26 protein-coding genes and 2 pseudogenes are annotated in these 26933 nt (G+C 69.2%); 13 read left to right on the forward strand and 15 right to left on the reverse strand.

Annotated elements, in window-relative coordinates; genetic code table 11:
• Positions 1-79: 79 nt before the first annotated feature.
• Positions 80-964: a ketopantoate reductase family protein gene (locus P2L57_RS05075; protein WP_275808845.1), complete on the forward strand. Its 885-nt coding sequence runs from the start codon at positions 80-82 to the stop codon at positions 962-964.
• Between the two features lie 108 nt (positions 965-1072).
• Here the strand turns inward: P2L57_RS05075 and P2L57_RS05080 are convergent, their stop codons facing one another.
• Positions 1073-1264, reverse strand: a complete 192-nt coding sequence (locus P2L57_RS05080; RefSeq protein WP_275808847.1) for an antitoxin — start codon at positions 1262-1264, stop codon at positions 1073-1075.
• A gap of 145 nt (positions 1265-1409) precedes the next feature.
• On the opposite strand from P2L57_RS05080, the gene P2L57_RS05085 reads away from it, so the two are divergent.
• Entirely contained in the window at positions 1410-1733 is a 324-nt protein-coding gene (locus tag P2L57_RS05085; RefSeq protein ID WP_275808849.1) for a thiamine pyrophosphate-dependent enzyme, read from the forward strand.
• 142 nt (positions 1734-1875) lie between these two features.
• Here P2L57_RS05085 and P2L57_RS05090 read toward each other — a convergent pair whose 3' ends face one another.
• Complete coding sequence (locus P2L57_RS05090; protein ID WP_275808851.1) at positions 1876-2787, reverse strand: LysR family transcriptional regulator; 912 nt, start codon at positions 2785-2787, stop codon at positions 1876-1878.
• A gap of 126 nt (positions 2788-2913) precedes the next feature.
• Between P2L57_RS05090 and P2L57_RS05095 the strand changes: the two genes are divergently transcribed.
• From P2L57_RS05095 to P2L57_RS05105, 3 genes are all read left to right on the forward strand, one after another.
• Entirely contained in the window at positions 2914-3777 is an 864-nt protein-coding gene (locus P2L57_RS05095; RefSeq protein ID WP_275808853.1) for an inositol monophosphatase family protein, read from the forward strand.
• A 37-nt stretch (positions 3778-3814) separates the two neighbouring features.
• Positions 3815-4453: an NADPH-dependent F420 reductase gene (locus P2L57_RS05100; protein WP_275808855.1), complete on the forward strand. Its 639-nt coding sequence runs from the start codon at positions 3815-3817 to the stop codon at positions 4451-4453.
• Between the two features lie 125 nt (positions 4454-4578).
• Complete coding sequence (locus tag P2L57_RS05105) at positions 4579-5709, forward strand: PP2C family protein-serine/threonine phosphatase (RefSeq protein ID WP_275809208.1); 1131 nt, start codon at positions 4579-4581, stop codon at positions 5707-5709.
• A gap of 87 nt (positions 5710-5796) precedes the next feature.
• Here P2L57_RS05105 and P2L57_RS05110 read toward each other — a convergent pair.
• Both P2L57_RS05110 and P2L57_RS05115 read right to left on the reverse strand, forming a co-directional pair.
• Positions 5797-6188 (reverse strand): annotated as a pseudogene (locus P2L57_RS05110) (DUF885 family protein); the annotation flags it as partial.
• 96 nt (positions 6189-6284) lie between these two features.
• Positions 6285-7160 (reverse strand): DMT family transporter, encoded by an 876-nt coding sequence (locus tag P2L57_RS05115; protein WP_275808857.1) that lies wholly within the window; start codon positions 7158-7160, stop codon positions 6285-6287.
• Positions 7161-7651: 491 nt separating this feature from the next.
• Here P2L57_RS05115 and P2L57_RS05120 point away from each other — a divergent pair, with 491 nt between their 5' ends.
• The 3 genes and pseudogenes from P2L57_RS05120 to P2L57_RS05130 form a co-directional block, all read left to right on the forward strand.
• A complete protein-coding gene (locus tag P2L57_RS05120; protein WP_308292432.1) occupies positions 7652-7978 on the forward strand; it encodes a hypothetical protein in 327 nt (108 codons plus the stop codon).
• Between the two features lie 351 nt (positions 7979-8329).
• A complete protein-coding gene (locus P2L57_RS05125) occupies positions 8330-10264 on the forward strand; it encodes a beta-galactosidase (protein WP_275808860.1) in 1935 nt (644 codons plus the stop codon).
• A 299-nt stretch (positions 10265-10563) separates the two neighbouring features.
• Positions 10564-10755, forward strand: a pseudogene (locus P2L57_RS05130) (hypothetical protein); the annotation flags it as partial.
• A gap of 31 nt (positions 10756-10786) precedes the next feature.
• On the opposite strand, the gene P2L57_RS05135 reads toward P2L57_RS05130, so the two are convergent.
• Positions 10787-11728: an NADP-dependent oxidoreductase gene (locus tag P2L57_RS05135; RefSeq protein WP_275808867.1), complete on the reverse strand. Its 942-nt coding sequence runs from the start codon at positions 11726-11728 to the stop codon at positions 10787-10789.
• A 345-nt stretch (positions 11729-12073) separates the two neighbouring features.
• Here P2L57_RS05135 and P2L57_RS05140 point away from each other — a divergent pair, with 345 nt between their 5' ends.
• Positions 12074-12640, forward strand: a complete 567-nt coding sequence (locus P2L57_RS05140; protein ID WP_275808870.1) for a TetR family transcriptional regulator — start codon at positions 12074-12076, stop codon at positions 12638-12640.
• Positions 12641-12645: 5 nt separating this feature from the next.
• Here P2L57_RS05140 and P2L57_RS05145 read toward each other — a convergent pair whose 3' ends face one another.
• A complete protein-coding gene (locus P2L57_RS05145; RefSeq protein WP_275808873.1) occupies positions 12646-12780 on the reverse strand; it encodes a hypothetical protein in 135 nt (44 codons plus the stop codon).
• 282 nt (positions 12781-13062) lie between these two features.
• On the reverse strand, positions 13063-13809 hold the full coding sequence (locus tag P2L57_RS05150) for a TetR/AcrR family transcriptional regulator (RefSeq protein WP_275808876.1): 747 nt from the start codon (positions 13807-13809) through the stop codon (positions 13063-13065).
• 133 nt (positions 13810-13942) lie between these two features.
• Here P2L57_RS05150 and P2L57_RS05155 point away from each other — a divergent pair, with 133 nt between their 5' ends.
• Complete coding sequence (locus P2L57_RS05155) at positions 13943-14956, forward strand: amidohydrolase family protein (RefSeq protein WP_275808878.1); 1014 nt, start codon at positions 13943-13945, stop codon at positions 14954-14956.
• A gap of 227 nt (positions 14957-15183) precedes the next feature.
• Here the strand turns inward: P2L57_RS05155 and P2L57_RS05160 are convergent, their stop codons facing one another.
• From P2L57_RS05160 to P2L57_RS05170, 3 genes are all read right to left on the reverse strand, one after another.
• A complete protein-coding gene (locus P2L57_RS05160; RefSeq protein ID WP_308292433.1) occupies positions 15184-15384 on the reverse strand; it encodes a hypothetical protein in 201 nt (66 codons plus the stop codon).
• A gap of 264 nt (positions 15385-15648) precedes the next feature.
• The gene (locus P2L57_RS05165) at positions 15649-17097 is read right to left on the reverse strand and encodes an FAD-dependent oxidoreductase (RefSeq protein WP_275808882.1); all 1449 of its coding nucleotides are present in this window, start codon (positions 17095-17097) and stop codon (positions 15649-15651) included.
• Positions 17098-17444: 347 nt separating this feature from the next.
• Positions 17445-17699: a DUF8825 domain-containing protein gene (locus P2L57_RS05170; RefSeq protein ID WP_275808885.1), complete on the reverse strand. Its 255-nt coding sequence runs from the start codon at positions 17697-17699 to the stop codon at positions 17445-17447.
• Between the two features lie 239 nt (positions 17700-17938).
• On the opposite strand from P2L57_RS05170, the gene P2L57_RS05175 reads away from it, so the two are divergent.
• The gene (locus tag P2L57_RS05175) at positions 17939-18295 is read left to right on the forward strand and encodes a YciI family protein (RefSeq protein WP_275808888.1); all 357 of its coding nucleotides are present in this window, start codon (positions 17939-17941) and stop codon (positions 18293-18295) included.
• A 96-nt stretch (positions 18296-18391) separates the two neighbouring features.
• Here the strand turns inward: P2L57_RS05175 and P2L57_RS05180 are convergent, their stop codons facing one another.
• Together P2L57_RS05180 and P2L57_RS05185 are read right to left on the reverse strand one after the other, a co-directional pair.
• Positions 18392-19678, reverse strand: a complete 1287-nt coding sequence (locus tag P2L57_RS05180; RefSeq protein WP_275808891.1) for a vanadium-dependent haloperoxidase — start codon at positions 19676-19678, stop codon at positions 18392-18394.
• Positions 19679-20164: 486 nt separating this feature from the next.
• Positions 20165-21535 (reverse strand): helix-turn-helix domain-containing protein, encoded by a 1371-nt coding sequence (locus P2L57_RS05185; protein WP_275808894.1) that lies wholly within the window; start codon positions 21533-21535, stop codon positions 20165-20167.
• Between the two features lie 238 nt (positions 21536-21773).
• Here P2L57_RS05185 and P2L57_RS05190 point away from each other — a divergent pair, with 238 nt between their 5' ends.
• Complete coding sequence (locus tag P2L57_RS05190) at positions 21774-22625, forward strand: neprosin family prolyl endopeptidase (RefSeq protein WP_275808897.1); 852 nt, start codon at positions 21774-21776, stop codon at positions 22623-22625.
• On the opposite strand, the gene P2L57_RS40550 is transcribed toward P2L57_RS05190, so the two are convergent.
• The 3 genes from P2L57_RS40550 to rpmF all read right to left on the reverse strand — a co-directional run bounded on the left by P2L57_RS40550 (position 22515) and on the right by rpmF (position 24596).
• Entirely contained in the window at positions 22515-22979 is a 465-nt protein-coding gene (locus P2L57_RS40550; protein ID WP_372515609.1) for a Mut7-C RNAse domain-containing protein, read from the reverse strand. The two genes, P2L57_RS05190 and P2L57_RS40550, sit on opposite strands and share 111 nt — an antisense overlap.
• A 266-nt stretch (positions 22980-23245) precedes the next feature.
• Positions 23246-24418, reverse strand: coding sequence for a GTP-binding protein (locus P2L57_RS05200; protein WP_275808899.1), 1173 nt, complete (start codon positions 24416-24418; stop codon positions 23246-23248).
• Positions 24419-24425: 7 nt separating this feature from the next.
• Positions 24426-24596: a 50S ribosomal protein L32 gene (gene rpmF / locus P2L57_RS05205; protein ID WP_275808902.1), complete on the reverse strand. Its 171-nt coding sequence runs from the start codon at positions 24594-24596 to the stop codon at positions 24426-24428.
• A 267-nt stretch (positions 24597-24863) separates the two neighbouring features.
• On the opposite strand from rpmF, the gene P2L57_RS05210 reads away from it, so the two are divergent.
• Positions 24864-26867, forward strand: coding sequence for a putative Ig domain-containing protein (locus P2L57_RS05210; protein WP_275808905.1), 2004 nt, complete (start codon positions 24864-24866; stop codon positions 26865-26867).
• Positions 26868-26933: the final 66 nt, after the last annotated feature.

Here is a 26933-nt window from a genome sequence, read left to right on the forward strand (position 1 = left end):
ACAGCGCAGCCAACGGCGTGATCGAATTCAGGCACAGGACCGGCCAACGGGCGCCGGTCGCCGGAGGACAGGAGCGCACATGCCCACGACCGCCATGACAGTGGCCATCCTCGGACCGGGCGGCGTCGGTGGCCTGATCGGCGGGCTGCTCGCCCGCGACGGACACCGCGTCATCTGCCTGGCGGGCGAGGAGACCACGGCCGTGCTGCGCCGCGCGGGCCTGCGCGTCCAAAGCGCGCAGTACGGCGACTTCACGGCGCAGGTCGAGGCCGACACCGAGTTGCGCGAGCCGGTGGACGTCGCCTTCGTGACGGTCAAGCAGACCGCGCTGTCCGCCGCACTCGACCGCGTCCCGCCGCAGATCCTCGGCGACGGGATCGTGCTGCCGCTGCTCAACGGCTTGGACCACCTCGCGGCGCTGCGTCAGCGCTACCGGGCCGAGCGGGTCGTAGCCGGAACCATCAGGGTCGAGGCCACCCGCACTTCGCCCGGACACATCGCGCACACCAGCCCCTTCGCGGCCCTCGAACTGGCCGCCCCGCTCGACGACCTCGCAGCCCGACTCCGGCACGCCGGCCTTGATGTGACCCTGCGTACCGACGAGATCGCGATGCTGTGGGACAAGCTCTCCTTCCTCGCCCCGTTCGCGCTGCTGACCACCCGCTATCAGGCCGCCGTAGGAGCCATTCGTAACGAGCGGCGGGCCGAACTGCTCGCCGTACTCGGTGAGATCACCGCGGTAGCCCGCGCCGCGGGCGCTCCGGTGACCGCCGAGGCCGTGCTCGCGTTCTTCGACCGCGCGCCGGAGACGATGAAGTCCTCGATGCTGCGCGACGCGCAGGCAGGCCGCCCGATCGAACTCGACGCCATCGGCGGCGCGGTCCTACGGGCGGCGGCCGCGCACGGGATCGAAACCCCGACCACCGCCCGCCTCGTCGCGGAACTGGCCACCACCGCGGACTAGTTGCGTTGCTCGACCGTCTGCCCACCGGGAACTGGGCGGCCGATCGACGATCGGTGGACGCCTTGCGGCGGAGTGCACCGGGTGTGCCCCCTCCGCACGGCTGCGGGGCTATCTGTCGTCGCCGGTGGGCGGGTGGTCGGTGCCCAGTTGCTCGTTGACCCTGCGCTGGGCTTCGTCGACCTGGCTCTGGTACTTGTTGCCCGTCCGCGCGTCGAACGCGTCGCCGGCCTTCTCCACGCCTTGCCGGGCCGTGTCCTCGTGTCCTTTGAGCAAGCCCTTGAGCTTGTCGAGCATGGACATGGGTGGACCTCCTCACGGTTGCCTGGCGTTTCCAGCATCTCCAAGATGGCCGACGTACGCATCCGGAGCGCCCGTACCCCAGGAGCAAACCGTTCCGGGCCCGGAGCCGCCGTACGGGGTCAATGGGTCGTCAGGCGAGTTGGAGATGATGGCCGCGGGCATCGTCAACTACGGCACGGAGCTGAAGAACCCCGACTTCGCCGCCCAGGCTCGCGCCGCCGGTCTGCTCGGCGCCCGCGTCGAGCGCGCCGAGGAACTGGAGGACGCCCTGCGCGCGGCCTTCGCGCACGACGGGCCCGCGCTGGTCGATGCCAGCACCGCACGCCAGGAGCTGTCGCTGCGCCCGAAGATCACCCTTGAGCAGCTCAAGGGCTTCACCCTGTTCGCGACCCGCGCCATCCTCTCCGGCCGGGGAGACGAGATCCTCGAACCGACCAAGACCAACCTGCGCGAACTCAGCCTGGAATAGGGCACGTTGGCCAGCTCACGCGGAGGAGTGGCCCCTGACCTCGCCCGCATACCGCATGCCATTCGTGGCCCCGGGAGGCCGGGGGCGGTACCTCGTCGGCGTCGCCGCGCTCCGTGGTCGGACGGGAGAACGCCCCGGCGTGCTATTGCTCGGTCGGCTCGCAGATGGCCTGGAGCTGCTCGCGGACCTGGGCGCGCAGCCAGGTATGGGCCTTGTCGGTGTCATAGCGGTGGTGCCAGGCGTGGTTGACGCGGGCGGGGGCCAGGTCGAGTGGGATGGCCAGCGTGCGCAGGCCGAGCGCGGTCACAGTGGGGCGGCACATCCGCTCGGGGACCGCGACGACCAGGTCGCTGTGGCGGACGAGGTGCAGGGCCGCCGCACTGGTCGGGGCCGCCACGACGACCCGGCGGTGCAGACCGCGGGCGGTCAGGGCGTCGTCGACGGCGTCCTGCGGGCGGCCGCGGCGGGAGACGGTGATGTGGCGGGCCTGCGCATAGCGGTCGACGTTCAACTCGCCCCGGGTCAGCGGGTGTTGCGGGCGGACGGCCGCGACGAGGTGGTCGTGTCCGAGGGCCTCGAAGTTGATCTCCGGGAGATCCGGTTCGGTGCCGCCGATCTCCAGATCCACTCGACCGCGACGCAGGTCACCGGTGTCGACGGGAGCCTCGCCGAGCAGCCTCAGGGTCACACCGGGAGCCCTGGACTCGATGGCCGCCAGGAGCCCCGGGCCGATCGCGGTGGTCACGGCGTCGTGGCACTGGAGGGTGAAGGTGCGCTCCAGCGTTCCCAGATCAAGGGCGTGATCAGGGCTCAGTACGTCGTGGGCGCGCTGAACCAGGCTGTGCACTTCGTCGCGTAGGGCGAGGGCGCGAGGTGTGGGGGTCATGGTCCTGCCCGTGCGGACCAGGATCTGGTCACCGGTGGCGCGTCTGATCCGGCCGAGCGTGCGGCTCATGGCGGGCGCCGACAGGTGCAGACGGTCCGCCGCCCCGGCAACGCTGCCCTCTTCGAGCAGCGCGTTCAGGGCGGTGAGCAGATTGAGGTCCAGTTGCATGGGGGTAATCCTTGACGTGCACAACATGCATTTGAAGTCGTATGCGCTGAAGCCTACCGTCGGATGACGTCAGCGGTTCGGCGCGGCAGCAGGCCCGCGGACCGTGCACTTCCCGAGAGGCGACCGATGTCCACCGATGCCGACAACCGGGGCCGCACCATGCCCGGAACCCACCACTCCGCTGGAGCTGGAGCCGCAGCCGCCGACCAGGCCCTGCTGCCCGCCGTAGCAGCCGCCGTCCAGGCCGCCGGGGCCCGTATGCTCCAGGACTTCTCCTACGATGCCCGACCGCAGGACCGAACCGCGGTCGCCCAAGCGATCCAGGCGGGCGACGCGGTGTCGCTGCAGGTGCTACGTGACGCGTTGCTGGCGGCGCGCCCAGGGGCCGGATGGGTCGAGGACGAGTTGGAGTCCGGTGACCTGCCCGAGGGCGAGTGGTGGATCTGCGACCCGGTGGAAGGCGCCATCAACCACGTCCACGGGATGACCAACTGGTGCGTGACGGCCACCCTGGTGCGCGACAACGTGCCCGTCGTCACCGCGGTGAGCCAGCCGACCACCGGAAACCTCTACACCGCCGTCCGAGGCGGCGGCGCCCATCTCGACGGGGTACGGCTGCGTCCGTCGGCCAAGACCGCTCTGGACGCCGCCTACGTCTCCACCGGCCAGGCCGCACCTGGCGAGGGCAGCGAAACCCACCGCCGTATCGGCCAGTCGGTCACCGCGATGCTGGCGGACGCTCTGCTGGTGTGCGTCGCCGTGCCCGCCACCTCGCAGCTGGTACACGTCGCGGCCGGGCGGATGGACGCCTTCTGGCAGCACAGCCAGGTGCGCTCCGGCCTGGTGCCGGGCGCGCTGCTGGTCTCGGAGGCGGGCGGCACCGTCACCGACACGCACGGGCGCCCATGGACCCTGGCCAGCCCGGACTTCCTGGCCGCCGCCCCCGGCATCCATCAGGCCGCCGTCGACATCCTCTCCACCATCGCCTGACCCGTCCGGCACACCCGCAGAAACGGAGCACACCGCCATGACCAGCATCGGCATCCTCGGATCCGGCCGAGTGGCCACCGCCCTGGCCGCCAAACTCGCCTCCACCGGCCATGAAGTGACCGTCGGATCCCGCAACCCCGCTGACACCGCGGTGCGATGGACCGGTCCGACGGTCCGGCACCGCGACCACGCCCAGACCGCCCGCCACGCCTCGATCGTCATCAACGCGACCCCCGGCGACACCACACTGCAGCGGATCGCCACCCTGCGGGGCGAGTTGGACGGCAAGATCCTCGTCGACGTCTCCAACGCCACCGTGCGCGGCGCGGACGGACTGCCGGGCGGACTGTGCTATCCGAACAGCAGTCTCGCCGAACACCTCCAGCAGGCGCTGCCCGCCACTCGCGTCGTCAAGACGCTGAACACCATGCTCTTCACGGTCATGACCGACCCGCACAGTCTGACCACCCCGCCGACGGCGTTCCTGTCGGGTGACGACGAGGACGCCAAGGCGGCCGTCGGCCGCCTGCTCGTCGACCTCGGCTGGCGACCGGAGTGGATCGAAGACCTGGGCGACATCACCACCGCCCGGGCGACCGAGTCGCTGGTACTGCTTGTCCCACACCTGTTCCGCCGCCATGGGCCCAAGCCGTTCGCCCTGACGGTCGCCCGCTGAAGCCGGTGCCCGGCTGCGGGTCTCCCGGCGGGCTCGCGAGCTGACCCGGGTCGGTGCAGTGTGGAGACGTGGATTCCCGGCAGCTGTTTGCCGGTCTGCGGCAGCCATGGCAGTCGAGCCGTGCGATGCTGATGGTCCCCCTCGTGCTCATCGTGGTGATCACCCTGGCGGACATCCGCACCCCCACGGACGTCCATCTCGGTCCGGCACTGGTCATCGCCCCCGCGATCACCGCTTCGTTCGCCGGTCCCCGGCTGACCGGCCTCATCGGCGCTCTGGCCCTTGCGGCTCAGGTGATCATCGGCGTGTTTCACGGCGGGCTGACCACAACGAACCACCTGGTGCAGATCGCCACCCTCGGGGTGCTCTCGGTGCTGGTCGTGTTCCTCTGCGCGGTACGTGAGCGACGTAGTGCGCAGTTGGCCCAGGTGCGGTCGGTGGCCGAGGCCGCGCAGCACGTCCTGCTCTGGCCGCTGCCGGAACTGATCGGCCCGCTGCGGATCGCCTGCCTGTATCTGGCCGCCGAGGACGAGGCCCAGATCGGTGGCGACCTGTACGCGGCCACCCGCATCGACGGCGGCGTCCGCGTGATGATCGGGGACGTACGGGGCAAAGGCCTGGCCGCCATCGGGGAGGCGGCCCTTCTGCTCGGCGCCTTCCGCGAGGCCGCCCACCAGCACACCACGCTGCCCGAACTGGCCGCAGCCCTGGAACAGAGCGTCTCGCGCTACCTGACCGACTTCGAGCCGGAGGACGAGGCCGGGGAACGCTTCGCCACCACCTTGCTGCTGGAGATCCCGGACGACGACAACATCACCCGGATGACCAGCTGCGGCCATCCGCCGCCCTTGCTGCTCAGCCCCGGCAGCGCCGTCACCGTTCCGAGCCTGCACCCCGCACCCCCGCTGGGGGTCGGCGCGATGGGACCGTCGGGCTACTCCCTCGACGTGTTCTCCTTCGAGCCCGGCGACACCCTGCTGCTCTACACCGACGGTGTCGTCGAAGCCCGCGATCCAAGCGGTGCCTTCTATCCGTTCGTCGAACGGGCCGCCCAGTGGACCGAGAGCAATCCCGAGACCCTTCTCCACCACGTGCGGCGGGATCTGCTCGCCCATGCGGGCGGCCGCCTCGACGACGACGCCGCACTCATCGCGGTCCACCGCACGCCCACCGCGCACTCGGCCCACCATCGCGGAAAGGTCATCCATGCCGATGGCTTCCGCCACCGTGCCGGATCCGAACCACGAAAGTCATGATCGGCAACCCGGGCGCTCGGTGAGCCGCGGCCCGCGCGGATGGCGGTGTCCGCGGCCCGGTTGAGCCGGTTCCCGGCCGGGACCGCGCTACAGCGCCGCGAGGTTGTCAGCCAGAGCGTCGAGGCCGAAGGAGCCCTGGGAGAGTGCCTTCATGTGCCAGCCTTGAGGTCGAAATCTGCGCCGTGGCGGCGTCGGGCCGCCTCGCGGCCTTGCAGCCAGGCCTGTTCTCCCAGCTTGTAGCCGATGGCCTGGCCGGGCCAGCCGAGGTAGCGGTCGATCTCGCCGGTACGGCGTGCGGCGGGGCTGCCGTGGTAGGTCGCCATGAACTCGGTGGCCAGCGCTGGGGTCCAGCGTTCGCCGGGGTGGAAGCCGGAGTCCGCGGGGACGGCCAGTTCCAGGTGCAAGCCGATGTCGGTGATCACCCGGATGATGCGGAGCATCTGCTTGTCCAGGTAGCCGAGGCGCTGGGCAGGGTCGGTGCCCGGTGACCTTGCGGAGATCGGTGGTCGGGGACGGATACCGCTCGGTGGTGGCCCGGCGAGGCCGCTGCGAGGTCAGCCGGGGACGGACGGAGCTCAGGCACGCTCGGGAGCCGCCGCCAACAGGGATTTGGCGAGGGGAGTGGTGGCCAGGACGAACGCCCCGGCCAGGGTCAGGGCGGCTCCCGACAGTTCGGGCACCAGCCACCATCCGACCCGGATCCGCTCTCCGTACAGGGTCACCCCGAAGGCGATGCTCAGCAGCGCGTCACCCATGGTGAGAGCAGGCTGGGACGCCGCCAGCGGGCCGGACTGCAGGGCGTTCTCCAGCAGGAACAACGCGGTCACGCCCACGGCCGCGAAACCGTACGTCTGCCAGCACAGGAAGAAGCCCCTGAGCCCCCCGGTGTCCATTGCGTGGGTGGCGGTCTTCATCAGCGCGGCGGTGAGCGCGTAGCCGATGGCGGCCGTCGTGGCGAAGCAGGCGGCGCGGGTCTTGCCCGCGGGGCACCGTAGTGCGGTGCAGATCAGGAAAGTGGACACGGCCACACACAGGATGAGCACGGGGAACCATCTGGCCATCGACGCCGTCCTGGCTCCGGCCGAGGGAGCGGCCGCCGCCAGCGCGGTGCCGACACCGACCACGATGCAGGCGACACCCACCCAGCCCCGGCCCGGAAGCCGACGCCGCAGAATCACACTCGCGATCATGAGGGCGAGCGGCAGCTCAAGAACGAAGATCGGCTGGACGACCGACAACGTCCCGTTGAACAGCGCCAGAGCCTGGAAGCAGGCAGCGCACATCACGACGGCCATCCCGGCCAGCCAGATGCGCCGGTGGGCGAGGCTGGTGATGAGCTTGCTGCTGAAGCCCTGGGCGAGCGGCACGGTAAGTGCGGCGCGCCGCTGGAGGACGGTGGCGAGCGCATTGCTCGCGGCCGCCAGCAGTGCGAAGACGACAGACAACGCCATCCCCACGGGCGACTCCTTCCCGTCGACGCCCACAGGTCGCACGCCGTGCGGCGCCGCTCACCACAGGTAGGCCGAACACTCACGCATGTCCACCGTAGGTGTGTCCGTCCGGTGGAACATCTGCGCGGGGATTTCTCCGTGACGGCTACTCGGCGGTATCGATCGGCGCCTCGGCTGATCGTGGGAGCAGGTCCGTCCCTGCGGGTGCACGTCCGCGTGGCTCGACTCGCCGGCCGGCCTGCCGCGTGCGACGGTGGTGGGGCCCGTAGTGCATCCGAGCGGAACGTCCCAGTGTCGCCCATCTGCCGGAGGCCCCACAGTGAGACGCGAGCGCCCAGGTCCGGGAACTGGCAGTCTGCTGCGCGGCGCGATACGGGGAGCGGCTGCGGGCGCTGCCGGTACGACCGCACTGAACGCCGTCGGCTATCTGGCACATGGCGGTACGAGGCCGCCCGGCGAGTGGCACGCCTGAGACCACCGTGGAAAGGCTGTTGGACAGGACACACCTGCGGTTGCCGGGTGCGGGCGAGGACCACGGCAACCGCGTCGCGGGGCTCGCCCCGCTGACCGGCATCGCCGCCGGTGTGGGCATCGGTGCGCTGCTCGGAGTCCTGCGCGCCGCAGGATGGCGCCCCGGAACGGCCATCGGCTGCGTCACCGCCACGGTCGGGGCGCTGCTCGGCACCAACGGGCCCATGATGGCCCTCGGCATCACCGACCCCCGCACCTGGTCAGCCAAGGACTGGGCAGCGGACGTGGTACCGCACCTGGCGTACGGCGGGCTCACCATCGGCGTGCTGCACGGACTCGACCGCTAGCGCGTCGTCCACGGTGGGCGACGGCGGGGACGGATCACTGCACCCGTGAGCTTCAGCGCTGTCCACTCTGTCTGTCGGAGATCTCCGCGCTGCCGGTCCAGGCCACGGGGGAGCGGCTCCGGGGCTCGCGTCGCCCTGGGCGGGTTTCGTAGACGCAGCGTCAGTCACCCCGCCAGTTTGCGCCCAGTGCTGAGCAGATCTGTGCGAATCTCTTGCCCGACGCCCCAGAAACTGTCAGCCTCTTTCAGAACTACGCAGAATCAACCACCAAGGGCTCTGGCAGGGCTCAGTACAACTGCCGATATCGCCCGTGCGCTACCGGGCCGTCACCAACCAACCAGGGAGTGACTCTTGGACAGGCGTCGATTTCTGGCCGTGGCCGGGCTGAGCCCGCTCGCCGCCATGGCGGTCACCGCCAATCCGGCCTTCGCCTCGGAGCCGGGCCGGACCACCAAGCACGCCTTCGGCTTCGCCACGGACGGAAGTGGCTTCCTGCTCGACGGCCGCCCCTTCCAGATACGCAGCGGCGAGATGCATCCCGCCCGCATCCCGGTGCAGTACTGGCGCCACCGCATCCGGATGGCAAAGGCCATGGGGCTCAACACCGTCTCGATCTACATCATGTGGAACCACATCGAGGAGCGGCCCGGGATCTTCGACTTCCACACCGACCGCCGCAACGTCGAGGCCTTCATCCGGCTGTGCCAGGCCGAGGGCATGTGGGTGCTGCTACGGCCGGGACCCTATGTCTGCGGCGAGTGGGACCTCGGCGGGATCCCGCCCTATCTGCTGCGCAACCCCGACATCCAACTACGGGTCAGATCAGCCGCCGACCCGCACTACATGGCGGCCGTCAAACGGTACTTCGGCCAACTGATCCAGCGCGTCAAACCGCTGATGATCTCGCAGGGCGGCCCGGTCCTGATGGTCCAGATCGAGAACGAGTACGGCTCCTACGGCAGCGACGCGGCCTATCTGGAAGAACTGCGGCAGTTGTGGATCCGCGGTGGCATCGACGGACCGTTCTACACCGAGGACGGGCTGGGACAGGTCGAAGCCAACCACACCAACGTCAGGGGCGGAGCCATCGCGCTCAGCGGCGGTGACCCCGGGTCCATCGCGGCGGCCCGCACCGCCTTCCCGGCCGTGCCCGCGATGGCCGGAGAGGTGTATCCCGGCTGGCTGACCCACTGGGGCGACAACACGTTCCAGGGCGCCGACTCCGATGTGTCCGCCAGCCTCGACGGGTTCATGAAGGGCGGGCTGTCGTTCAACCTCTACATGGTGCACGGCGGCACCAGCTTCGGGTTCTTCGCCGGTGCCAACGCCGACGACCTGTCCGGCAACTACCAGCCGGACATCACCAGTTACGACTACAACGCACCCATCACCGAACAGGGCGCCCCCACCCCCCGCTACCACAAGTACCGAACGGTGATCGGCGGTCACCTCGGCACGCCGTTGCCCACCCCGCCGCCAGCAGTCCCCACCATCACCACGCCCGGCGGACCCCCGATCGTCCCCCGGCCGTACGCCTCGCTCTGGGACAACCTTCCCAAGCCGCTGCCCACTGCCCAGACGGTCGATCCGCGGCCGTTCGAGATGTACGGGCAGAACTCGGGATTCGTGCTCTACCGCAAGCGGCTGCCCGGCTACACCGGCGGCACCCTGGACATCCGATGGGTACACGACTACGCCACGGTCTTCGTCAACGGCGCCTACCAAGGCGGCTTCTCCCGCCCCGACATCCCGGCCGGTGTCGCGACCGCGCTCAACGTCACCACCCGCAACGCCCCGCTGAAGCTGCGCCCCTCGGGCGCACCCGCGTCCGCGCCCCAACTCGACATCCTGGTCGAGGGGATGGGCCGCACCAACTACGGCCATGCGATGGTCGACCGCAAGGGCATCCTGGAGTCGGTGTCGCTGCTCGACGCCGGTTCGCAGACCGGCATGCTCACCGGCTGGGAAGTCTGCCTGCTGCCCATGGACGACGACTTCGTCCGCAGCCTGAAGCCCCGTATCAGCGACCCACGGCGCCCCGGACTGTTCTTCCGGGCGGACATCCGACTGGACTCGGTCGGAGACACCTATGTCGACATGTCCCAGTGGACCAAGGGCGTGGTGTGGGTGAACGGCCACAACCTGGGCCGCTACTGGGAGATCGGCCCGCAGCACCGGCTGTACTGCCCAGCGCCCTGGCTGCGCCGCGGCACCAACCAGGTGCTGGTCTTCGACATGCACCAGACCAAGTCCCAGCCGATCACCCTCGAACGCACTTTGCAGTGAGGCGGCGCAGGCTCCCAACCTCCGTCCACCGCAACGTCAACGCGGGCGGAGTCCGTCGGCCGGATCATCCAGGAGACTGTGCGGGAGCCGTCTCCGACCTCGGGGAACAACGGAACAGCCGTTGGCGCAAAGGGCTGATCTTGCCGTCTAGTACAGTGATCCGCGGCTGTGCTGGGGTTCGTCGAAAGCCCCGTTGAGCGGGTCGGCGCAGGGCTACGGTCCGGCGCATGCCGGTGGCATTCCTGGCTGACGAGCAGGCCGAGGCGTACGGGAAGTTCGCCGAGGAGCCGACGGGGCCCGTGAGCGTGCTGGCGCGGCAGGCCGCGGAGGTCCGCTCGATCGCCGAGCAGCGGACCTCCGCGACGGTGGCGAACGCGGCCCGCCGGGCGGACCCGTCGCTTCCCGGCGATCTGATCGCGCTGCTGGACGTGCCGGAGGGCAAGCGGCTGTCCGAGCTGGAGCGGATGCGCCGGCCGCCGACGCGGACCACCTGAGCCGGCACCGATGCGGCAGTTGCGACGGTCAGCCGACGGTGATGATGAGTTTGCCGCCCTTGGGTGTGCGGTTGCGTTCGAGCTCCGTGAGCGCCGCGATCGCTTCGGTGAGCGGAGCGGTGCGAGCGATCGGCAGCTGCAGTGTTCCCTGCCCGGCGGCTTGCGCGACCTCTTCGAGGTCCTGCGTGACGGGCTTGGCGATCATGACCTGGTAGGGCCCGGGCAGTGCACTTCTGGCGAATTTCGCGGGAGCGGGGTTGATGTCGATGATGCGGCCGCCGGGCTTCAGCAACGTCCGCGCTGCTTTGATCGGGAGCGTGCCGGCGGTGTCGAAGACGAGGTCGAACCGGCCGCTGAGCGTCGTGGGGTCGAAGTCGAACTCGGCGACCGGGTCGATGCCGAGGTCATGCGCGTCTCGCATGGCGGTTGCGCGGCAGCTGCCTCCCACCGAGGCGCCGCGTATCGAAGCGAACTGGGCAGCGGCTCGGCCGACTCCGCCGAGGCAGCCGTGGATGAAGACGGTTTGCCCGGGCTGCAGCTTGCCCCTACTGGTCATGGCCTGGAAGGCGGTGAGCCCGACGGTGGGGATCGCGGCGGCCTGTTCGAAGGAGAGGTCCGCAGGCTTCTTCACGACCGCCTTCTCCTCGGCGACGACCATCTCGGCGAACGCTCCAGCCGCCTTGAGGCCGGTCCCGCCGAGCACCGCGTCGCCGACGGCGAGTCGGGTGACGCCGTCGCCGACCGCCTCGACGACGCCTGCGAAGTCGTGGCCCAGTCCACGTGGGAAGCTCCTGCCGGTCATGATCTTCATGTCGCCGTTGCGGATCTTCCAGTCCATCGGGTTGGCTGCCGCTGCCCGCACGCGGACCAGGATCTCGCCAGGGCCGGGCCGTGCCGGCTCGAAGTCCTCAAGCCGCATGACCTCGGGCCCGCCGTACTGGTGGTACTGGATGCGCTTCATCGTCGCCATTCGAGGCCTCCACCCATTGATGTCATCTGCTGACATCACTCTATCACTATTGATGTCATCTGATGACATGGGATTGCTTTGGTGTCGCCGGCCGACGGCGAGCCGGCAACCGGGCAGCCGCGAGCGGGGTGGCATTCGGCGGCCCGCGTCCGATCGGACCAGGCCGATCACTCGGCGACCGGCGGGGAGTGTCACGCGAGCCTCTTGGGCGCCGCGGCCGACCCGGTCCGGCCGGCTGCCCGGTTGACGAAGATGCATATGGGGACTCCTCCGGTGCGGCGATGCCGCTTGGCGAGATCGCACCGGCGCGTGTTGTCATCAAATGACATCGCCTAGACTCGTGGCATGGGACGGTGGGAGCCTGGAGCCAGTGGCCGGTTGCGCGAGGCCGCGCTGGCGCTATATCTGGAACGCGGCTTCGAGCAGACCATGGTGGCCGATATAGCCGAACGGGCCGGCGTCACTGCCCGGACCTTCTTCCGATACTTCGGCGACAAGCGTGAGGTTCTCTTCGACGGGTCGTCCGAACTGGAGGAGAGGTCGCTCGCCGCCCTGGAGGCAGCCCCGGCGACAGCGTCGGCGCTGGACGCCGTCTCGGCCGCGCTGGACGCCGCAGCCGAGACCATAGGCGATAACCGCGACCTTGCCCGGGCACGGCAGAGGGTGATCACGGCCAACGCGAGCCTCCGTGAACGCGAGCTGATCAAGCTCACGTCCATGTCGGCCGCCGTGGCCGGTGGGTTGCGACAGCGCGGTATCGGCGACGCCGAGGCCAGCCTGGCCGCCGAGACCGGCATCGCCGTGTTCCGCGTCGCCTTCGAGCGATGGGTCAACGCCGCCGAAGACCGCGACTTCGGCGACGTCATCCACGAGACGCTGACCCAGCTGCGGACCCTGACCGCCGCCAGCTGATCCACTCATCGGCGATCCTCGGGGCGCCGGATGTACAGGGGAACCCGCAGCCAGCTGGTCTCGGTGACAGTGCAGCCCTCGGCGGTGGGTTCGATGTCGTACAGCCAGCGGGAGATGGGAATGCCGAGCGGTGCCGTCACCTCGTAGGCGAAGCGTCGGCCGGGGTCGGGGTCCGTGACGCGGCAGGGTGACCCGGCGGCGGAAGCCGTTGTGGTTGTAGCCGTGGAAGCGGGCGCCCACCGTCGTTGAGTTGGCACCGTCCAGCCCACGGGCCTCGCGGGCTTCCCGGCACGGGGCGCGGCGGCTGCCTCGCGCTGCTCCTTGGGGCGCGGGTAGGAAACGTGTTATCAGAGATGTCGTTCGACACGTGCCGGTCGGGCTGCATCGCAAGAAGGCGGTGAGTTGTTGGGACTGGTCGCTGTCTAGCCGTCCGAGGCTAGGCGGTCGAGCCATTCGCCGAGTAGGTGTTGCTCCGCGCTGCTCAGCGTTGTCTGTTCGGGCAGCAGGGCGCGCAGGGTTCGGGCGGCGCCGGCGGGGCCCGCGTCTTGGACGGCGGGTTTCTCGTGGGTGACGGCGGCGACCATCGATTCGCGCATGGCGGTGAGCAGGGCCGGGTCGCGTTGGTCGTCGGGCAGTGACAGCCAGGTGAGCACGGCGCCGCGGGCGGTCGCGTGGATGAGGGCGGCCGCGAGCTTCTCGTCGACGCGGAGCCAGCCGCCGGCGGCGAGGCGGCGGATGCGTCCCACCAGAATCTGCATGCCGGCGTGGAAGGCGGCCGAGGTCGTGCCACGTTTGGGCTCGCCGTACATCAGCGCGTACAGCTCGGGATTGGTGAGCCCGAACTCGACGGCGAGGTCCCAGCCCGCGCGCAGGTCCTCGACAGGATGCCGAGAGTGGGCGTCCACATGCTTGGCCGCGAGGAATGCGTCGTAGCCGTGCTCGGCCACCGCCTCCAGTAGCCCGTCCTTGTCGCCGAACAGGCGGTAGATCGCCGGGGCTTGCACTCCGGCGGCCGCCGCGACCGCGCGGGTGGTCACCGCGTCGCGCCCCTCGCGCGCGAGCAAGTCCGCCGCGGCCTCAACGACCCGGTGCCGGGTGAGCTCGCGGGCGTCAGCCGCAACCTCCGACTCTGCGGCGGAAGGGGTGTCGACCTTCGGTCCATCAGGCATGAATCAATGATATCGCCAACCTGGTTCCACTGATGATATCTGTGTTATCGTCCTTGAGGTATCACCGGAAACAGCGAGGCGAGAGGAACGCGACATGCCGGAGAAGTTGCGAATCGTAGGACTCGAGGAACACGTGGTTCTGCCAGTCCTGCTCGATGCCTGGGCGAGGGCGGGGGTGCCGCAGATCCCGCAGCTCGGCTACGGCGACGAGCCGTTCGCGCAGCGGCTGCGAGACGTCGGCGATCGGCGCCTGGCCGACATGGACGATCAGGGCGTGGACGTCGCGGTGCTGTCCCTGGCCTCACCGGGCGTGCAGAACCTCGCGGCGGCGGACGCCATGAGCGTCGCGCGTGAAGCGAACGACGCGCTCGCTGAGGTCGTCGACGCCAACCCGCAGCGGTTCCAGGCGCTTGCGGCCATCCCGACGCCGTCACCCGAAGCCGCCGCGACCGAACTGGAGCGCGCGGTCACGCAGCTCGGCTTCCGCGGTGCGATGCTGTACGGGCGCACCGGCGCCAAACTGGCCGACGCGCCGGAGTTCGACGACCTCTACGCCACCGCCGAACGGCTCCGGGTGCCGCTGCACTTCCACCCGCAGACCCCGGTGCAGGCGGTCCAGGAGGCGTATTACTCAGGACTCCCCAACGGAGTGGGCCCAGCGCTCGCGACCGCCGGGCTGGGCTGGTATTACGACCTGGGCGTGCAGTACCTGCGGATGATCTTCTCCGGCGTGTTCGACCGTCATCCCCATCTGCAGGTGATCGCGGGGCACTGGGGCGAGGTCGTCCTGTTCTACCTGGACCACATCGGGGTCCTGCAGAACATGGCGAAGCTGGAGCGGCCTCTGGCCGACTACTTCCGCGAGAACTTCTGGGTGGCGGGCAGCGGCACGGTGAGCGAGCGCTACCTGCGGTGGACGGCGGAGGTCGTCGGGACCGACCGCATGTTGTACTCGACCGACTACCCGTACACCTTCGGGACACGGCCCGGTGGCTTCCCCTTCCTGGACACCAGCGGCGGGGTCGCCCGGTCGTTCCTCGAGCAAGCCCCGTTCACCGAGGAGGAGAAGGCCGCTATCGGGTCCGGCAACTGGGAGCGGCTGACCGGTCACGCCGCAGCCAGCCGCGGACGTCGGCAGACGGTCTGATCCGCATGGCTACTGGAGGCGACCAGAGTTCCCCACGGCCTTCATGCTGTCAGGTGGGTCTTGGCCACGGCCGGCGTGGTTCGGGAGGATTTCGGTAGCGCGCTCGCACTGGTGCGCTCCTGCGCCCTCGGCGACATGCGGGGGCGGGTGCCCGATTCCGGCCCCGCCCCCATGCGCCCGGAGAAACCCTGTGGTCTCGGCCTGCCTGGGTCCGCCCCTTGCTGTCGTCACCGAGAGATCCCGCCCCGGCGCCGGGCCTCGCCCAAGGCCCGCTCCGGGGGCTCGCGACGTTCGGTCACGCCCAGGGCGCTCGGTACGAAGGCCGCCTTGGTGCCCTCCCGCTCCAGCAGCGAGAGCAGTAGGCGCTCCTCGGTGACGTTCTCGGAGACCGACCCGCTCGGCGTGCCCGTACGCGCCCTCCACGACATCGCGGGCGCTCTTGGTGAACCGCTCGAACATCGTCCAAGTGCGGCTCCCCGTATGTCGACTACAACGCGGTCGGAAACCTCGGTGTCAAGGTCGAGACCGGCTTCAACGTCGACGAGCACGTTTGGCGGCATGACCGGCGGGGGCCTGATGCTACGTCAGCACTGGTGCTACAGCGTCAGATCCTGATGTTGCGATCGGCCGGTTTCGCGTTGCCGCCCGGGGCGAAGGCGGGTAGGCAGCGCTGCCGAGCCCGGGCTGTGCGTTCACGCCCTGTGGTGGCCCGCCTCGCCCAACCATCGCGTGAGGGCCTTGCGCGCCTCATCCGGGGTGGGGTCCTCGGCCACCCAAGCGGCATATCCGTCGGGCCGGACCAGTAGTGTGGGGTGCAGGCTGGCCGCTGGGGAGGCCGCCACTACCCGCCCCGCCCACGGCGCGGCAACCGCAGCGAACCCGTGGCCCACCAGCACGAACTTGCCCTGGCGTAGCGCCTCATACAGCCGAGCCGGATCCCCTGCCAGGCGAAGGTCCGGCACCCGGCGTCCAGTGAGCGGATGAGAGCCCCGAGGGGCACGGTAGGCGATCCCGATGCCGGAAATGCCGCGTGCTGCGCACGCCTCCACCACACCTAGCTGATGCGCGACGGCGGCCACTGAAGCCCGCAGCGCGCGGACTAGAGGTGACCGGGTGATGAGGGCCGTGAGGAGTGCGTGACTAACGCGCAACACCATTCGCCCCACCGGGTGCCGCTCCGTGTGGTAGCTGTCCAGTAGCGCATCACCAGCCCAGCCCTGCAGAACGGCTCCCAATTTCCAGCCGAGGTTGGCGGCGTCCTGGATCCCGGTGTTCATGCCCATGCCGCCGGCGGGCGAGTGGATGTGTGCGGCGTCGCCCGCGAGGAACACCCTTCCTTGCCGGTAGCGGGGTACCTGCCGTTCGTCGCTGTGGAAGCGGGAAAGCCAACGCGGGTCGTGCATCCCGAGGTCATCGCCGATAGTTCGCCTCGTGATGTCCCGGACTTCCTCCAATGTGACCGGCGCATCGTCGGGCAACTGCCGTTGCCGGTCCCAGGCAATGACCCGGTACCAGCCGTCTCCAATGGGTGCGAAGAAGGTAAAACCATGTTCGTTTGAGGCGAAATTAAGAGGTTGGTCTGGGGTGCGCTCGAGCAGCACATCGGCCAGCATCACGGAGCTGATGGCCGACTTGCCGGGGAATGGCATGCCCAGGTTTTGCCTGACGGTGCTGCGTGCCCCATCAGCACCGACCGCATAGCTGGCCCGAAGTGTGGCCGTGGCGCCGTCTGGATGGCGCACGTCCACGTCAACGCCGTCCGGGTCCTGCCGTAGCCCGATGGCCCGAGCCCCGCGCAGTATCGTGGCACCCGCTTCCTCGGCCCGGCGCAGCAGGAACCGCTCAACCTGCCACTGAGGAGTAATAAGCATGAAAGGGAAGCGTGTTCGGAGCCTGGAGAAGTCAACACTGATGGGGCCGAACGGACGCAGCCCCCGGACTGTTGTCCCGGTACGGATCAGTTCGTCGGCCAGGCCTCGGGCGTCGAGCTGCTCCAGGGTTCGTGCGTGGATGCCGAAGGCGCGACTCAAGTTCGATTCGCGATCGCGTCGTTCCAACACCGTGACATCGGCTCCGGACCTGGCGAGATCACCCGCGAGCAGGAGCCCGGTCGGGCCTGCCCCGACCACCAGAACGTCCATGACTGGTGCCCCGCGTTCGTTCGAAGAACCACTAGTGGGCATGCCTCTTATGTCTACTTTTCCCAGTATCGTTTCCAAGTATCGGCCTTGCTTGAAGGTGCCGCTCGGTGAGACTGCGAACCGCGAGCCCTGGCCGGGCGCGACCCAATGACCACCCCGCTCTGTCAAGCTCGGAGGGTGCGGCCTCGCTACTGGACGTGTCGGGACAGCCGGGGCGTGAGTTCTACGTGCGTACGCTTCGTGTTGGCGGCCAAGTCTGCGGATAATCAGCGGAGTTGGCGCTCCCCTGGCCGGAGGTGTGCAGTGCCTGCTCGGCAAGTGGGTCAGAGCGTGCCTGCACCCTACCGTCAGGCGCGCGCCCGGGGTCCTGTCTTCTCGTGTACCGCCTGCCAGGCCGCTTGCTTGAGTTCCATCCGGGCCGCTGGCACTGAGCCGGGCAGGCTCGCCCAGTACGGATGCGTCGAGATCCGTACCGAAAGCCGCTGCAGCGTGCGCCGCAGGACCGTCGTCTGGGACTCGTGCTCGGCCCCTGCGAGCTGGTGGTACACGGCGTACCAGTCGAGCTGGGCCTGCATGAGGTCGTCGGGGAAGGTGTACAGCATGCGCAAATTCAAGCACGTGTTCGAATTATCGCGCAGCGCCCGATCGGGTGAATCCGGCACCGTTGTTGTTCGGTCTCAGCGAACGTTGATCGTCGGACCGGCCTCGCGTCCGCGGGTCCCGGAGCCGCCCCGGAAGATCCTCAAAAAAACTTCCCCGGAGCTGTCGAATCGGACGTCTCTCGTTCGACGCAAGGGGTGAGAGCAGGGAAAGACCCTGCCCCCGACCTGGGAGTCTCACCATGCCGCGTTACCTGACGATGATCCGTATCGACGAGCAGAACCACCCCGCCGAGAGCGCCAGCCCCGAGTTCGGTGAGCGTATGGGCGCGCTGTTGGACGAGGTCACCAAGGCCGGCGTCATGCTGGACACGGCCGGACTCACTCCGACCTCCGAGGGCACCCGGGTCACCTGGTCCGGCGGCAAGCTCAGCTACACCGACGGCCCCTTCATCGAGAGCAAGGAAGTCATCGGTGGCTACGCCATCCTCCAGGCCAAGGACAAGGCCGAGGCCCTGGAGTGGACCCGGCGGTTCCTGGAGATCCACGACGAGCACATGACAGTCACCGCCGAGGTCCGGGAGATCGCCCAGGGCTGATCCGTCCGCGCTCGCCCTGCCCTCGTACGGCGCAGAGCGCGCCCGGGGCCGGCTGTGCCCCGCGTACCGCGTACAGCTGGCCCCGGGCGCGGGCGGTCAGAGGTGGTGTGCCACGAAATCGGCCACCCGCGTGCCGAGTTGCTGGCCCGCGCGGTTGTCGAGGGAGGTGTGCTGGCCGGACCAGATTCGGCTGAGCCACGCTTCGGTGGCGGCGTCCTGGAAGCCGGCGAAGGTTCGGCTGACGCCCTTCGACGTCACCGTGAGAGGGTGCCGCGCACCGTAGAACCCGGCCAGCGTCGTCGCCGCAGCCTGGCTGAGCGCGCCGTGGGCGGCGGGGTAGGACGGATCCGGGGCGGTCGGCAGCAGGGGCGTCCAGGCGGGATCGCCGACGATGCTCGGGTTGTAGTGCGTACCGCCGAGCCGGATGGCGGTGATGGGCCGCCACACGCGGTAGTGGTACTTGGCGTCGTACATAGCGATCGCGGTGTCGGCGAGGGACAGATCGAGCGCGGCGAAGACCTTCACCGCCTCCTCCAGGTTCGCGCTCCGGGAGGTGACAAGGCCCTGCGCCACCTGGTTCCAGACGTTCCAGACGGGGGCTGCCGCCCAGAACTTTCCGGCCGCGGTCTGATCGGCGGTGCGGGTGGTGCTGGTCTTCCGGCCCAGGCCTTTGACCTCGTTCAGGGCGGTGGCGTACGCGGCGCTGCTCACCGCTGGGGGCGCTGCCGGGCGGAACTGGCTTCCGCTGTCCAGCACGAAAGGCTTCACCGAGCCCCAGTTGGTGAAGACCGGCGTGGGGAAGTCGGGCGGCGTGGGCCGGTAGTCGCCGGCCGTGTTGCCAGGGGCGAACCGCGGCGGCTTGGCCGAGGACCCGTCACGGGACCGCAGGCTGATCAGCCGGCGGGCGACCACGGCTCCGACGCGCATCCCCGTCCGCTTGCCCGGGCCGTTGGGAATCGCGGACAACTGGCTGCTGAGCCGCTGGTCCACGCTGGCGCGCTTGCCCGGGTACAGGGCGACCAGCACATCGTGGGCCGCCTGGTCCGCCGCGGCGTCCGCGCGGGCGGCGCGGGGCGCCGACACCGAGAACAAGTAGGCGGGGTCGGCCCGGGTGATCGACACCACCGCGTCGTACTCGGCGGCCTGGAGGATCGCGAAGCTGCGCGTGGGGTGGACGGTGGACGGTTGGGCCTTCGGATCGCTCAGGATGGAGATGAGCTCGCGGTTCCACTCCACCACCGACATCCCGGACCCCGTGGCTGCGGTGCGCAGGGTTGGCGGGTGGGCGGCGGTGGTGGCGATGGCCCCGAAGGCCTGGCTGGTGAGTCCGGCTGCCAGCGCGGTTCCGGTCAGTACGGCGAGTGTCTTTCGCTTTCCACCCATGTCCTGTGGCTCCTTTTCGCTGGTGGCGGGCTGTGGCCACAGGTGGTCATACGCTTCGACCACTTGGGCCACCGCGGACCAGACGGTCAGCGGACAACACGGATCGAGCGAGGAGTCCGCAGCGCGTGCCGCAAAGAAGTACTCCGGACACCTGATCCGGAGCTGGACGGAGGTTGCGAAACCGGTACCCGTCTGCCTGATTCCTTTGCTGGGGCCGGTCGTTGGGGAGCCGCGACGGGACTCACCGGATGCCGGCCCATGAGGCGGCACGCGTCACCCACACCAACGTTTCGGAAGGTTGACCGGGCGTGAATGGTCCTGCAACCTGATCACCTCTTTGCGTCATCAAGGTCGCCTGCCAGATACAGCCTGCGGGTACCCGATGTACGCCGCAACTCCGGTCCTGCGGTGATGGGCCTACCGTCGGGTACCGCGGTCGCGGGTGCGAACCCTACCTCCGCACGGCCCACATGGCATGTCGCCCGCTCAGAGCGGGGGATCCGCCGGGGCGGGCCCGAGGGTTGTGGTGCCAGGAGCGGCGCGGTGGCCAAGGCCTGTCCGGTAGATGTCAAGTGCCGCCTCGGTGCGGCCGGTGCGGCGTAGCAGGTCGCCGAGGAGGCGGCACAGATCGGCGATGTCCCCTACGGCACCGGCCTGTTCGAGCAGGGCGAGCGCCGCCCGGTAGTGCTCCTCGGCGTCCTGTGGGAATCCGCGTTCTTCGGCGATGAGCCCGAGCAGCCGGTGGGCGCCGCCCGCGTGCACCGCTCCACGCCCGGTGCCGAGTTCGCCGAGGAGGTCCGACAGGAGCTGCTCGGCTTCGTCGTACTTCCGTCGGCGACGCAGCACATCGGCAAGCTCGACGTTGATCTGGACCGTGTACAAGGTGGCCTGGCGGTCGGCCAGCATGGTGCGTGCGATGCGCAGTTCGTCCTCCGCCCGCGTCAGGTCCCCGTCTTGAGCCCGCACGTAACCGCGCATCCAGTGGCAGTGGGCGAGTTCGGTACGGATGTGCAGTTGCAGGTAGAGCTCCTGGGCCTTGGCCAGCGACGCGTCCGCGTCGGCGGTACGGCCCTCGGCCAGCAGCGTGCGGGCGACACCTCGGTGCATACGGGCCACCAGCGCGGGATCGGTGGCCTGCGGAGCCAGCGCGAGGGCCAGTTCGGCGGCCCGGGCGGCCCGGGCCTGTGCGCCCATGTCCATGTACGGGGCGATCACGGCCGAGTACAGCAGCAGCAGGGCGTTGGGGTCATGAAGCCCGGCGGTGTTGAGCTCGTCGATGGCGTTCTCCAGCAGGTAGCAGGAGTACCGCAGGTCGCCGGCGAGCAGATGGGCGACGGCCCGACCGCGCACGGCCGGGACGCGCTGCGGGAGCGGGGCGTCGGCCAGCAGTTCCTCGGCGGCCTGGAACCGCTCGATGGCTTGGTCGAGATCACCGGACTCCAGAGCGCAGTCACCCAGACCCACCAGGGCGGCAGCCCGTTCCGCGGGCAGACCGAGGCGGCCCGCGTCATGGTCCAGCAGCGTGTACCGCTCTACCGCGTCCCGCAGGGCGCCGGTGCAGAACGCCTGCCGTGCGTCGGCGAGTCGCATACGCACTTCGGTTGCCAGATGTGCCGGTTGCCCGGTGGACAACTCCTCGAAGGTGACGCCGAGTCGGTCGGCGAGGTAGCGCAGCGCGGTCTCCGACGGGCGAACCTTGCCCGATTCAAGGGTGGAGATATAGGCGGCGGTGTACTCGGGTTCCGCCAGTGCGCGTTGGGTGAGTCCGCGTTCGGTGCGCAGTCGCAGGACGCGCTGGCCGATTCCGGCAAGGCCGGGCGGTACGTGCGGCTCGGCCTGCCGCGTCGGCTTCGGCATCGTGCTCCTCTTCTCGTCATCTCCGCAGCCGGCGCCGCGACTTGACGGCTGATCCGCCCAGGGGACCAAGCCGGCAGGGCCGGACCGGTCCAGCAAGTCAGGGTATTGCGCGGCCTGTTGTGGCACCGCTAGCTTAACTGGTCACGTAAGCACAGTTACACGTTCACTTACACCGCCATGCCGGTCCGGACTCCCCACTTCACCGTCCGCGGCATGTCCGCCCTGATCGGAGCTGTCCATGCGAATACGAGGAACGATCCGCTACGGTGTGACCACCCTCGTCGCGGCCGCGCTCGGCCTGCTGTGCACGGGTACGCAGGCCCAGGCCGGCACCATCCATCGGCAACCGCGGCCCGCACCGTCAACGGCCACGGGCTCCGGGCCGATCTGCTGGTACGGCGCGTGCTACGACTACGTCTCCGGTCGGCAGATCACCGACGCCTCGGGAGCCAGTGTGCGGATGCTCCAGGCGGCACCGCGTATCAAGGCCGGTGACCAGCAGTCCCACTCCCTGCAGGAACTGGCCCTGCAGTCCACCGACCGCAAGTCCACCGTGGAGATCGGGTGGACCGTCGACCTGGGCCTCAACGGCGACACACGTCCGCACCTGTTCGTCTACCACTGGGTGGACGGCGCCGAGAGCTGCTACAACGCCTGTGGATTCGTTCCCGTCTCGGGCCAGATCAAGGCTGGCATGGCGGTACGGGCCGGGACGTCCGCCCGGTTCACCATCCGGAACCTGGCCGGCGACTGGTGGCTGTTCTACAACGAGCGGGCAGTCGGCTACTTCCCCGGCTCGCTGTGGCACGGTGGCTTCAACCGTGCGCAGGTCATCACCGCTTTCGGTGAGGTCGCCCACGCCAACGGCACGTCCTGCGAGGAGATGGGCGACGGCCGTCCCGGCACTGCCCGGGGCTCCTCCTGGATCAGAGGCTTTCGCCTCATCGGCTCGTCCGACGCACCCGGCATGACCGTCACCTCAACCAGCCCCGCCCTCTACGACGCGGGCCATGTCGCTCGCACCGCCTTCCACCTGGGCGGCGCGGGCACCGGCCCCTGCGACGCGGGGCACCGGACCGACGTCAGGTGAGGTTGCGGACCAACAGGTCAGGGCAGAGTCGGCGGACGGGGGCGACGGCTGAGCGCCGAACTCGCGTACCGCCTCGTCCACGATCGCGTTCAGTCGGGCGTGGTGAGCGCCTCGCCAGTAGGCCTGTCCGCAGTCGGTGCACTGCGCGAACGTGTCGTACGAACGCCGCGTGCCGTCCTGCAACTGCCCATGCACGGACGCTTTTTCGGCGTCGCGCAGGGTTCCGTTGCAGGCCGGAGAGGGACGGTACAGCTGGAAGCCGTGGGGAAGAGCATCCCCGGGCCCGGGAGGGGCCTGCCGACGACCTGGACCCGGGTGGTCGCGGGCCAGGTGGGCTAGCAGTGCGCTGCGCATCCGCCGCCGATGGAGTTGGTCGGTGCTCCCGACGCGGAGGCCGGGAGCACCGCGACCGCGAGACTAGTTTCGGCTTGCGCCACTGTCTAGACCCCCTGTGATCCATGTCATATCCACGCCTGGCCGCCTCGGCTGGGAAGTGCGCCTGCCGGGAACTTGTCCGCGCAGGTCGCGCGGCATGTCGGTAAGTGTGAAAGGCGCCGCTGAGTGAGTCGCGCCGCGCGGGGGATGTCGGGACCGGCGGTCGGTCCCGACACCTGGGGGCGTCATACGTGCTCGTGTTCGCATGCTTCGTCGATGTCGTACGTGTCCCACGCCGGGAATGGGTCTGCGACGGTCGCCCACTGGCCCTGCCCCGCTGCGCGTTCGGCGTCCGTGACGAGACATGCTTCCAGTGCCCTGCTCAGGGCTGCGGACTGGAGACCGGTTCCGATGAAGACCAGTTCCTGGCCCTGGTCGGTCGAGGCCGTGCGCGCGCCGGAGGGTTCGAAGCGGGCGACCGCGCCGGCCTGCGACCACAGCCCCGTCACGTGCGGCCGGGTCGCGAGGACGAAGAACCCCTTGGAGCGCAGCACGCTGCCGTACTCGCCGCTGTCCAGGCCGCCGGTCACGAAGTCCCACAGGCGACCGGGGTGGAAGGGGCGCTGGGAGCGGAAGACCGTGGAGGAGATGCCGTACTCCTCGGTCTCCGGAGTGTGGTCTGCGTTGAGTTCCATCACCCAGCCGGGGGCCTGCTGTGCGCGCTCCAGGTCGAAGCGGCCGGTGCCGAGGATCTCGTGGGGCGCGACACGGCCGTGCCGCGCGGTGATGATCCGGGCGGGCGGGTTGAGGCGGGACAGTGTGGCGCGCAACTGCGCCGATTGCGCCGCGTCCACGAGGTCGGTCTTGTTCAGCACGATGACGTCGGCGAACTCGACCTGGTCCATGAGGAGATCGCTGACGGTGCGCTCGTCGTCCTGGTACTGGTCGAGACCGCGCGCGGTCAGTTCGTCGCCGTCCGCGAGCTCCGGCAGGAAGTTGGCGGCGTCCACGACGGTGACCATGGTGTCGAGCCGCGCTATGTCGCCGAGGGTGGCGCCGTCGTCGCGGGGGAAGGCGAACGTGGCGGCGACCGGCATCGGCTCGGAGATGCCGCTGGACTCGATGAGCAGGTAGTCGAACCGGTCCTCGCGCGCCAGCCGGTCGACTTCTTCCAGTAGGTCGTCGCGCAGGGTGCAGCAGATGCATCCGTTGGTCATCTCGACCAGCCGCTCCTGTGTCCGCGAGAGGGCGGCGTCGCCGTCACGCACCAGTGCGGCGTCGATGTTGACCTCGCTCATGTCGTTGACGATCACCGCGACGCGCAGGCCGTCGCGGTTGTTCAACACGTGGTTCAGCAGCGTGGTCTTCCCCGAGCCGAGGAATCCGGACAAGACGGTGACCGGAAGGCGTTCTCCCATGGTGCGATCAGGCCTCGGGGAGGAGCAGGCCGCGCTCGTACGCGCGCACGAGGCGGCGCGGGACCTGGTACTGGCGCCCGTCGATGGTGATCGTCGCGAGGTCGGGCCGGACCGCCTTCCATTGGGCCCGCCGGTGGCGGGTGTTGCTGCGGGACATCTTGCGCTTCGGCACGGCCATGTCAGAGGCCTTTCGGGGTCTCGGGGGCGGGTCACCCCAGGCTATATGCAAGTGGATTTCATTTTCAAATTGTGGGCCTGTTGGGGATGGGTCCCGCTGTCCGGGAGCGCGCTTCGTCGGGTAGCGAGAACCGCACCGTCCCCGCCTGCGGCTTTTCTCGTTGTTCAACTACCGGTCGGTCGCAAGGTATTCACGAGTCGTCAGGACTGTGCCTTACTGAAGGGCGCTACGCGCGTTGCGCGTACCCGACTTCGTCAGGAGGCCCTGATGAGTGCCACCCGCCGTCTGAGACGCGTCCTGGTTGCAGGCGCCATAGCTGCGGCCAGCGCGCTCGTACCCACCACCGCCCACGCGGCCAGCGCCTACTCCCTGGTGATCCTGCCGGATCAGGGTGAGAGTGCGATCTACAACTTCGTCAACTCGGCGACGAAGTCGATCGATGTGACGATCTACGAGCTGCGCGACACCACACTGGTCAACGACCTGGTGAACAAGGAGAAGGCAGGCGTCCAGGTCCGCGTGATCATGGATGCCCAGCACACGTCCGTCAACGGCGCCGCGTACAGCGCACTGTCCGCAGGCGGCGTCGGCGTCACCTACTCGTCCTCGGCCTACGTCTACACGCACCAGAAGACGATCACCGTCGACGGCGCCAAGTCCTACATCAGCACGGGCAACTTCGACACCACCTACTACTCCACCTCGCGCGACTACGGGGTCTTCGACAGCGACAGCAACGACGTCGCCGCGATCGAGAACGTCTTCAACGCCGATTACGCGAAGACCTCGGTCACCCCGACCGACGGCGATGACCTGGTCTGGTCGCCCACCGACTCCCAGAGCCACCTGCTGTCGCTGGTCAACGGCGCGCAGCACAGCCTTGACGTCGAGCAGGAAGAGTTCGGCGACCCCGCCCTGGTCAACGCGATCGTCGCGGACGCGCAGCGCGGCGTGGCCGTCCGTGTCGTCGCGGAGAACCAGTCGTCGAAGTACAACACCCAGCTCAACCAGGTGACCGCCGCGGGCGGCAAGGTGACCACCTACACGAGCTCGACCGGCTTCTTCGTACACGCCAAGGCGATCGTGGCCGACTACGGCACCTCGACCGCGAAGGTGTTCGCAGGCTCGGAGAACTTCTCCGACAACTCGCTCAACCACAACCGCGAGCTGGGTCTGATCATCAACGACCCGAGCGTGCTGAGCGGCATAGAGTCGACGTTCAACTCCGACTTCGGCCAGACCAGCAGTGGCAGCGTGAGCGTGACGAGCCCCGGGAACCAGACCGGTACCGTCGGCGCCGCCGCCAGCCTGCAGATCTCGGCGACCGACACCGCGGGCGGCACGCTCTCCTACGCGGCCACCGGACTGCCCGCCGGTCTGTCGATCGACGCCTCGACCGGCCTGATCTCCGGCACTCCGAGCGCCGCCGGCACGTCCACCGTCACCGTGACCGCCAGCGACTCCACCGGGCCGTCCGGGTCCACCTCCTTCACCTGGACCGTCAACCCGGCCGCAGGCAACACGGTGACGGTGGCGAGCCCGGGGAACCAGACCGGTACCGTCGGCACCGCGGCCAGCCTGCAGATCCACGCCGATGACTCGGCGTCCGGCCAGGCCCTCACCTACAGCGCGAGCGGACTGCCCGCCGGTCTGTCGATCGACGCCTCGACCGGCCTGATCTCCGGTACCCCGACTACCGCCGGCACGTCCACGGTCTCGGTGACGGCGACCGACACCAGCAACGCCAGCGGCAGCACCACCTTCACCTGGACGGTCAACCCGTCCTCCAGTGGGTGCACTCCTGCCCAGTTGCTGGGCAACCCCGGCTTCGAGACCGGCGGTTCGGCACCGTGGTCCGCGTCGTCCGGAGTGATCAACAACAGCAGCAGCGAGCCGCCGCACAGCGGATCCTGGGACGCCTGGCTGGACGGCTACGGCACCACGCACACCGACACCCTCTCCCAGACCGTCAGCATCCCGAGCGGTTGCGCCAGCTACCAGTTGAGCTTCTGGCTGCACATCGACACCGCCGAGACCTCCACGACCATCGCCTACGACACCCTCACCGTGCAGGTCCTGAACAGCTCCGGCACCGTGCTCGGGACACTGGCCGGCTATTCGAACCTCAACCACAACACCGGGTACGCCCAGCACACCTTCGACCTGTCGGCCTACGCGGGACAGAACGTCACGCTGAAGTTCACCGGCAGCGAGGACAAAGAGCTGCAGACCTCCTTCGTCATCGACGACACAGCCGTCAACGTCAGCTGAGCACCCCCACGCGCAGCTGATCCCGCGGCTCCCGTCTCGCAGGCGAGGCGGGAGCCGCACCGTTTC

The organism is Streptantibioticus ferralitis (assembly GCF_029223525.1).
Classification (GTDB): domain Bacteria; phylum Actinomycetota; class Actinomycetes; order Streptomycetales; family Streptomycetaceae; genus Streptantibioticus_A; species Streptantibioticus_A ferralitis.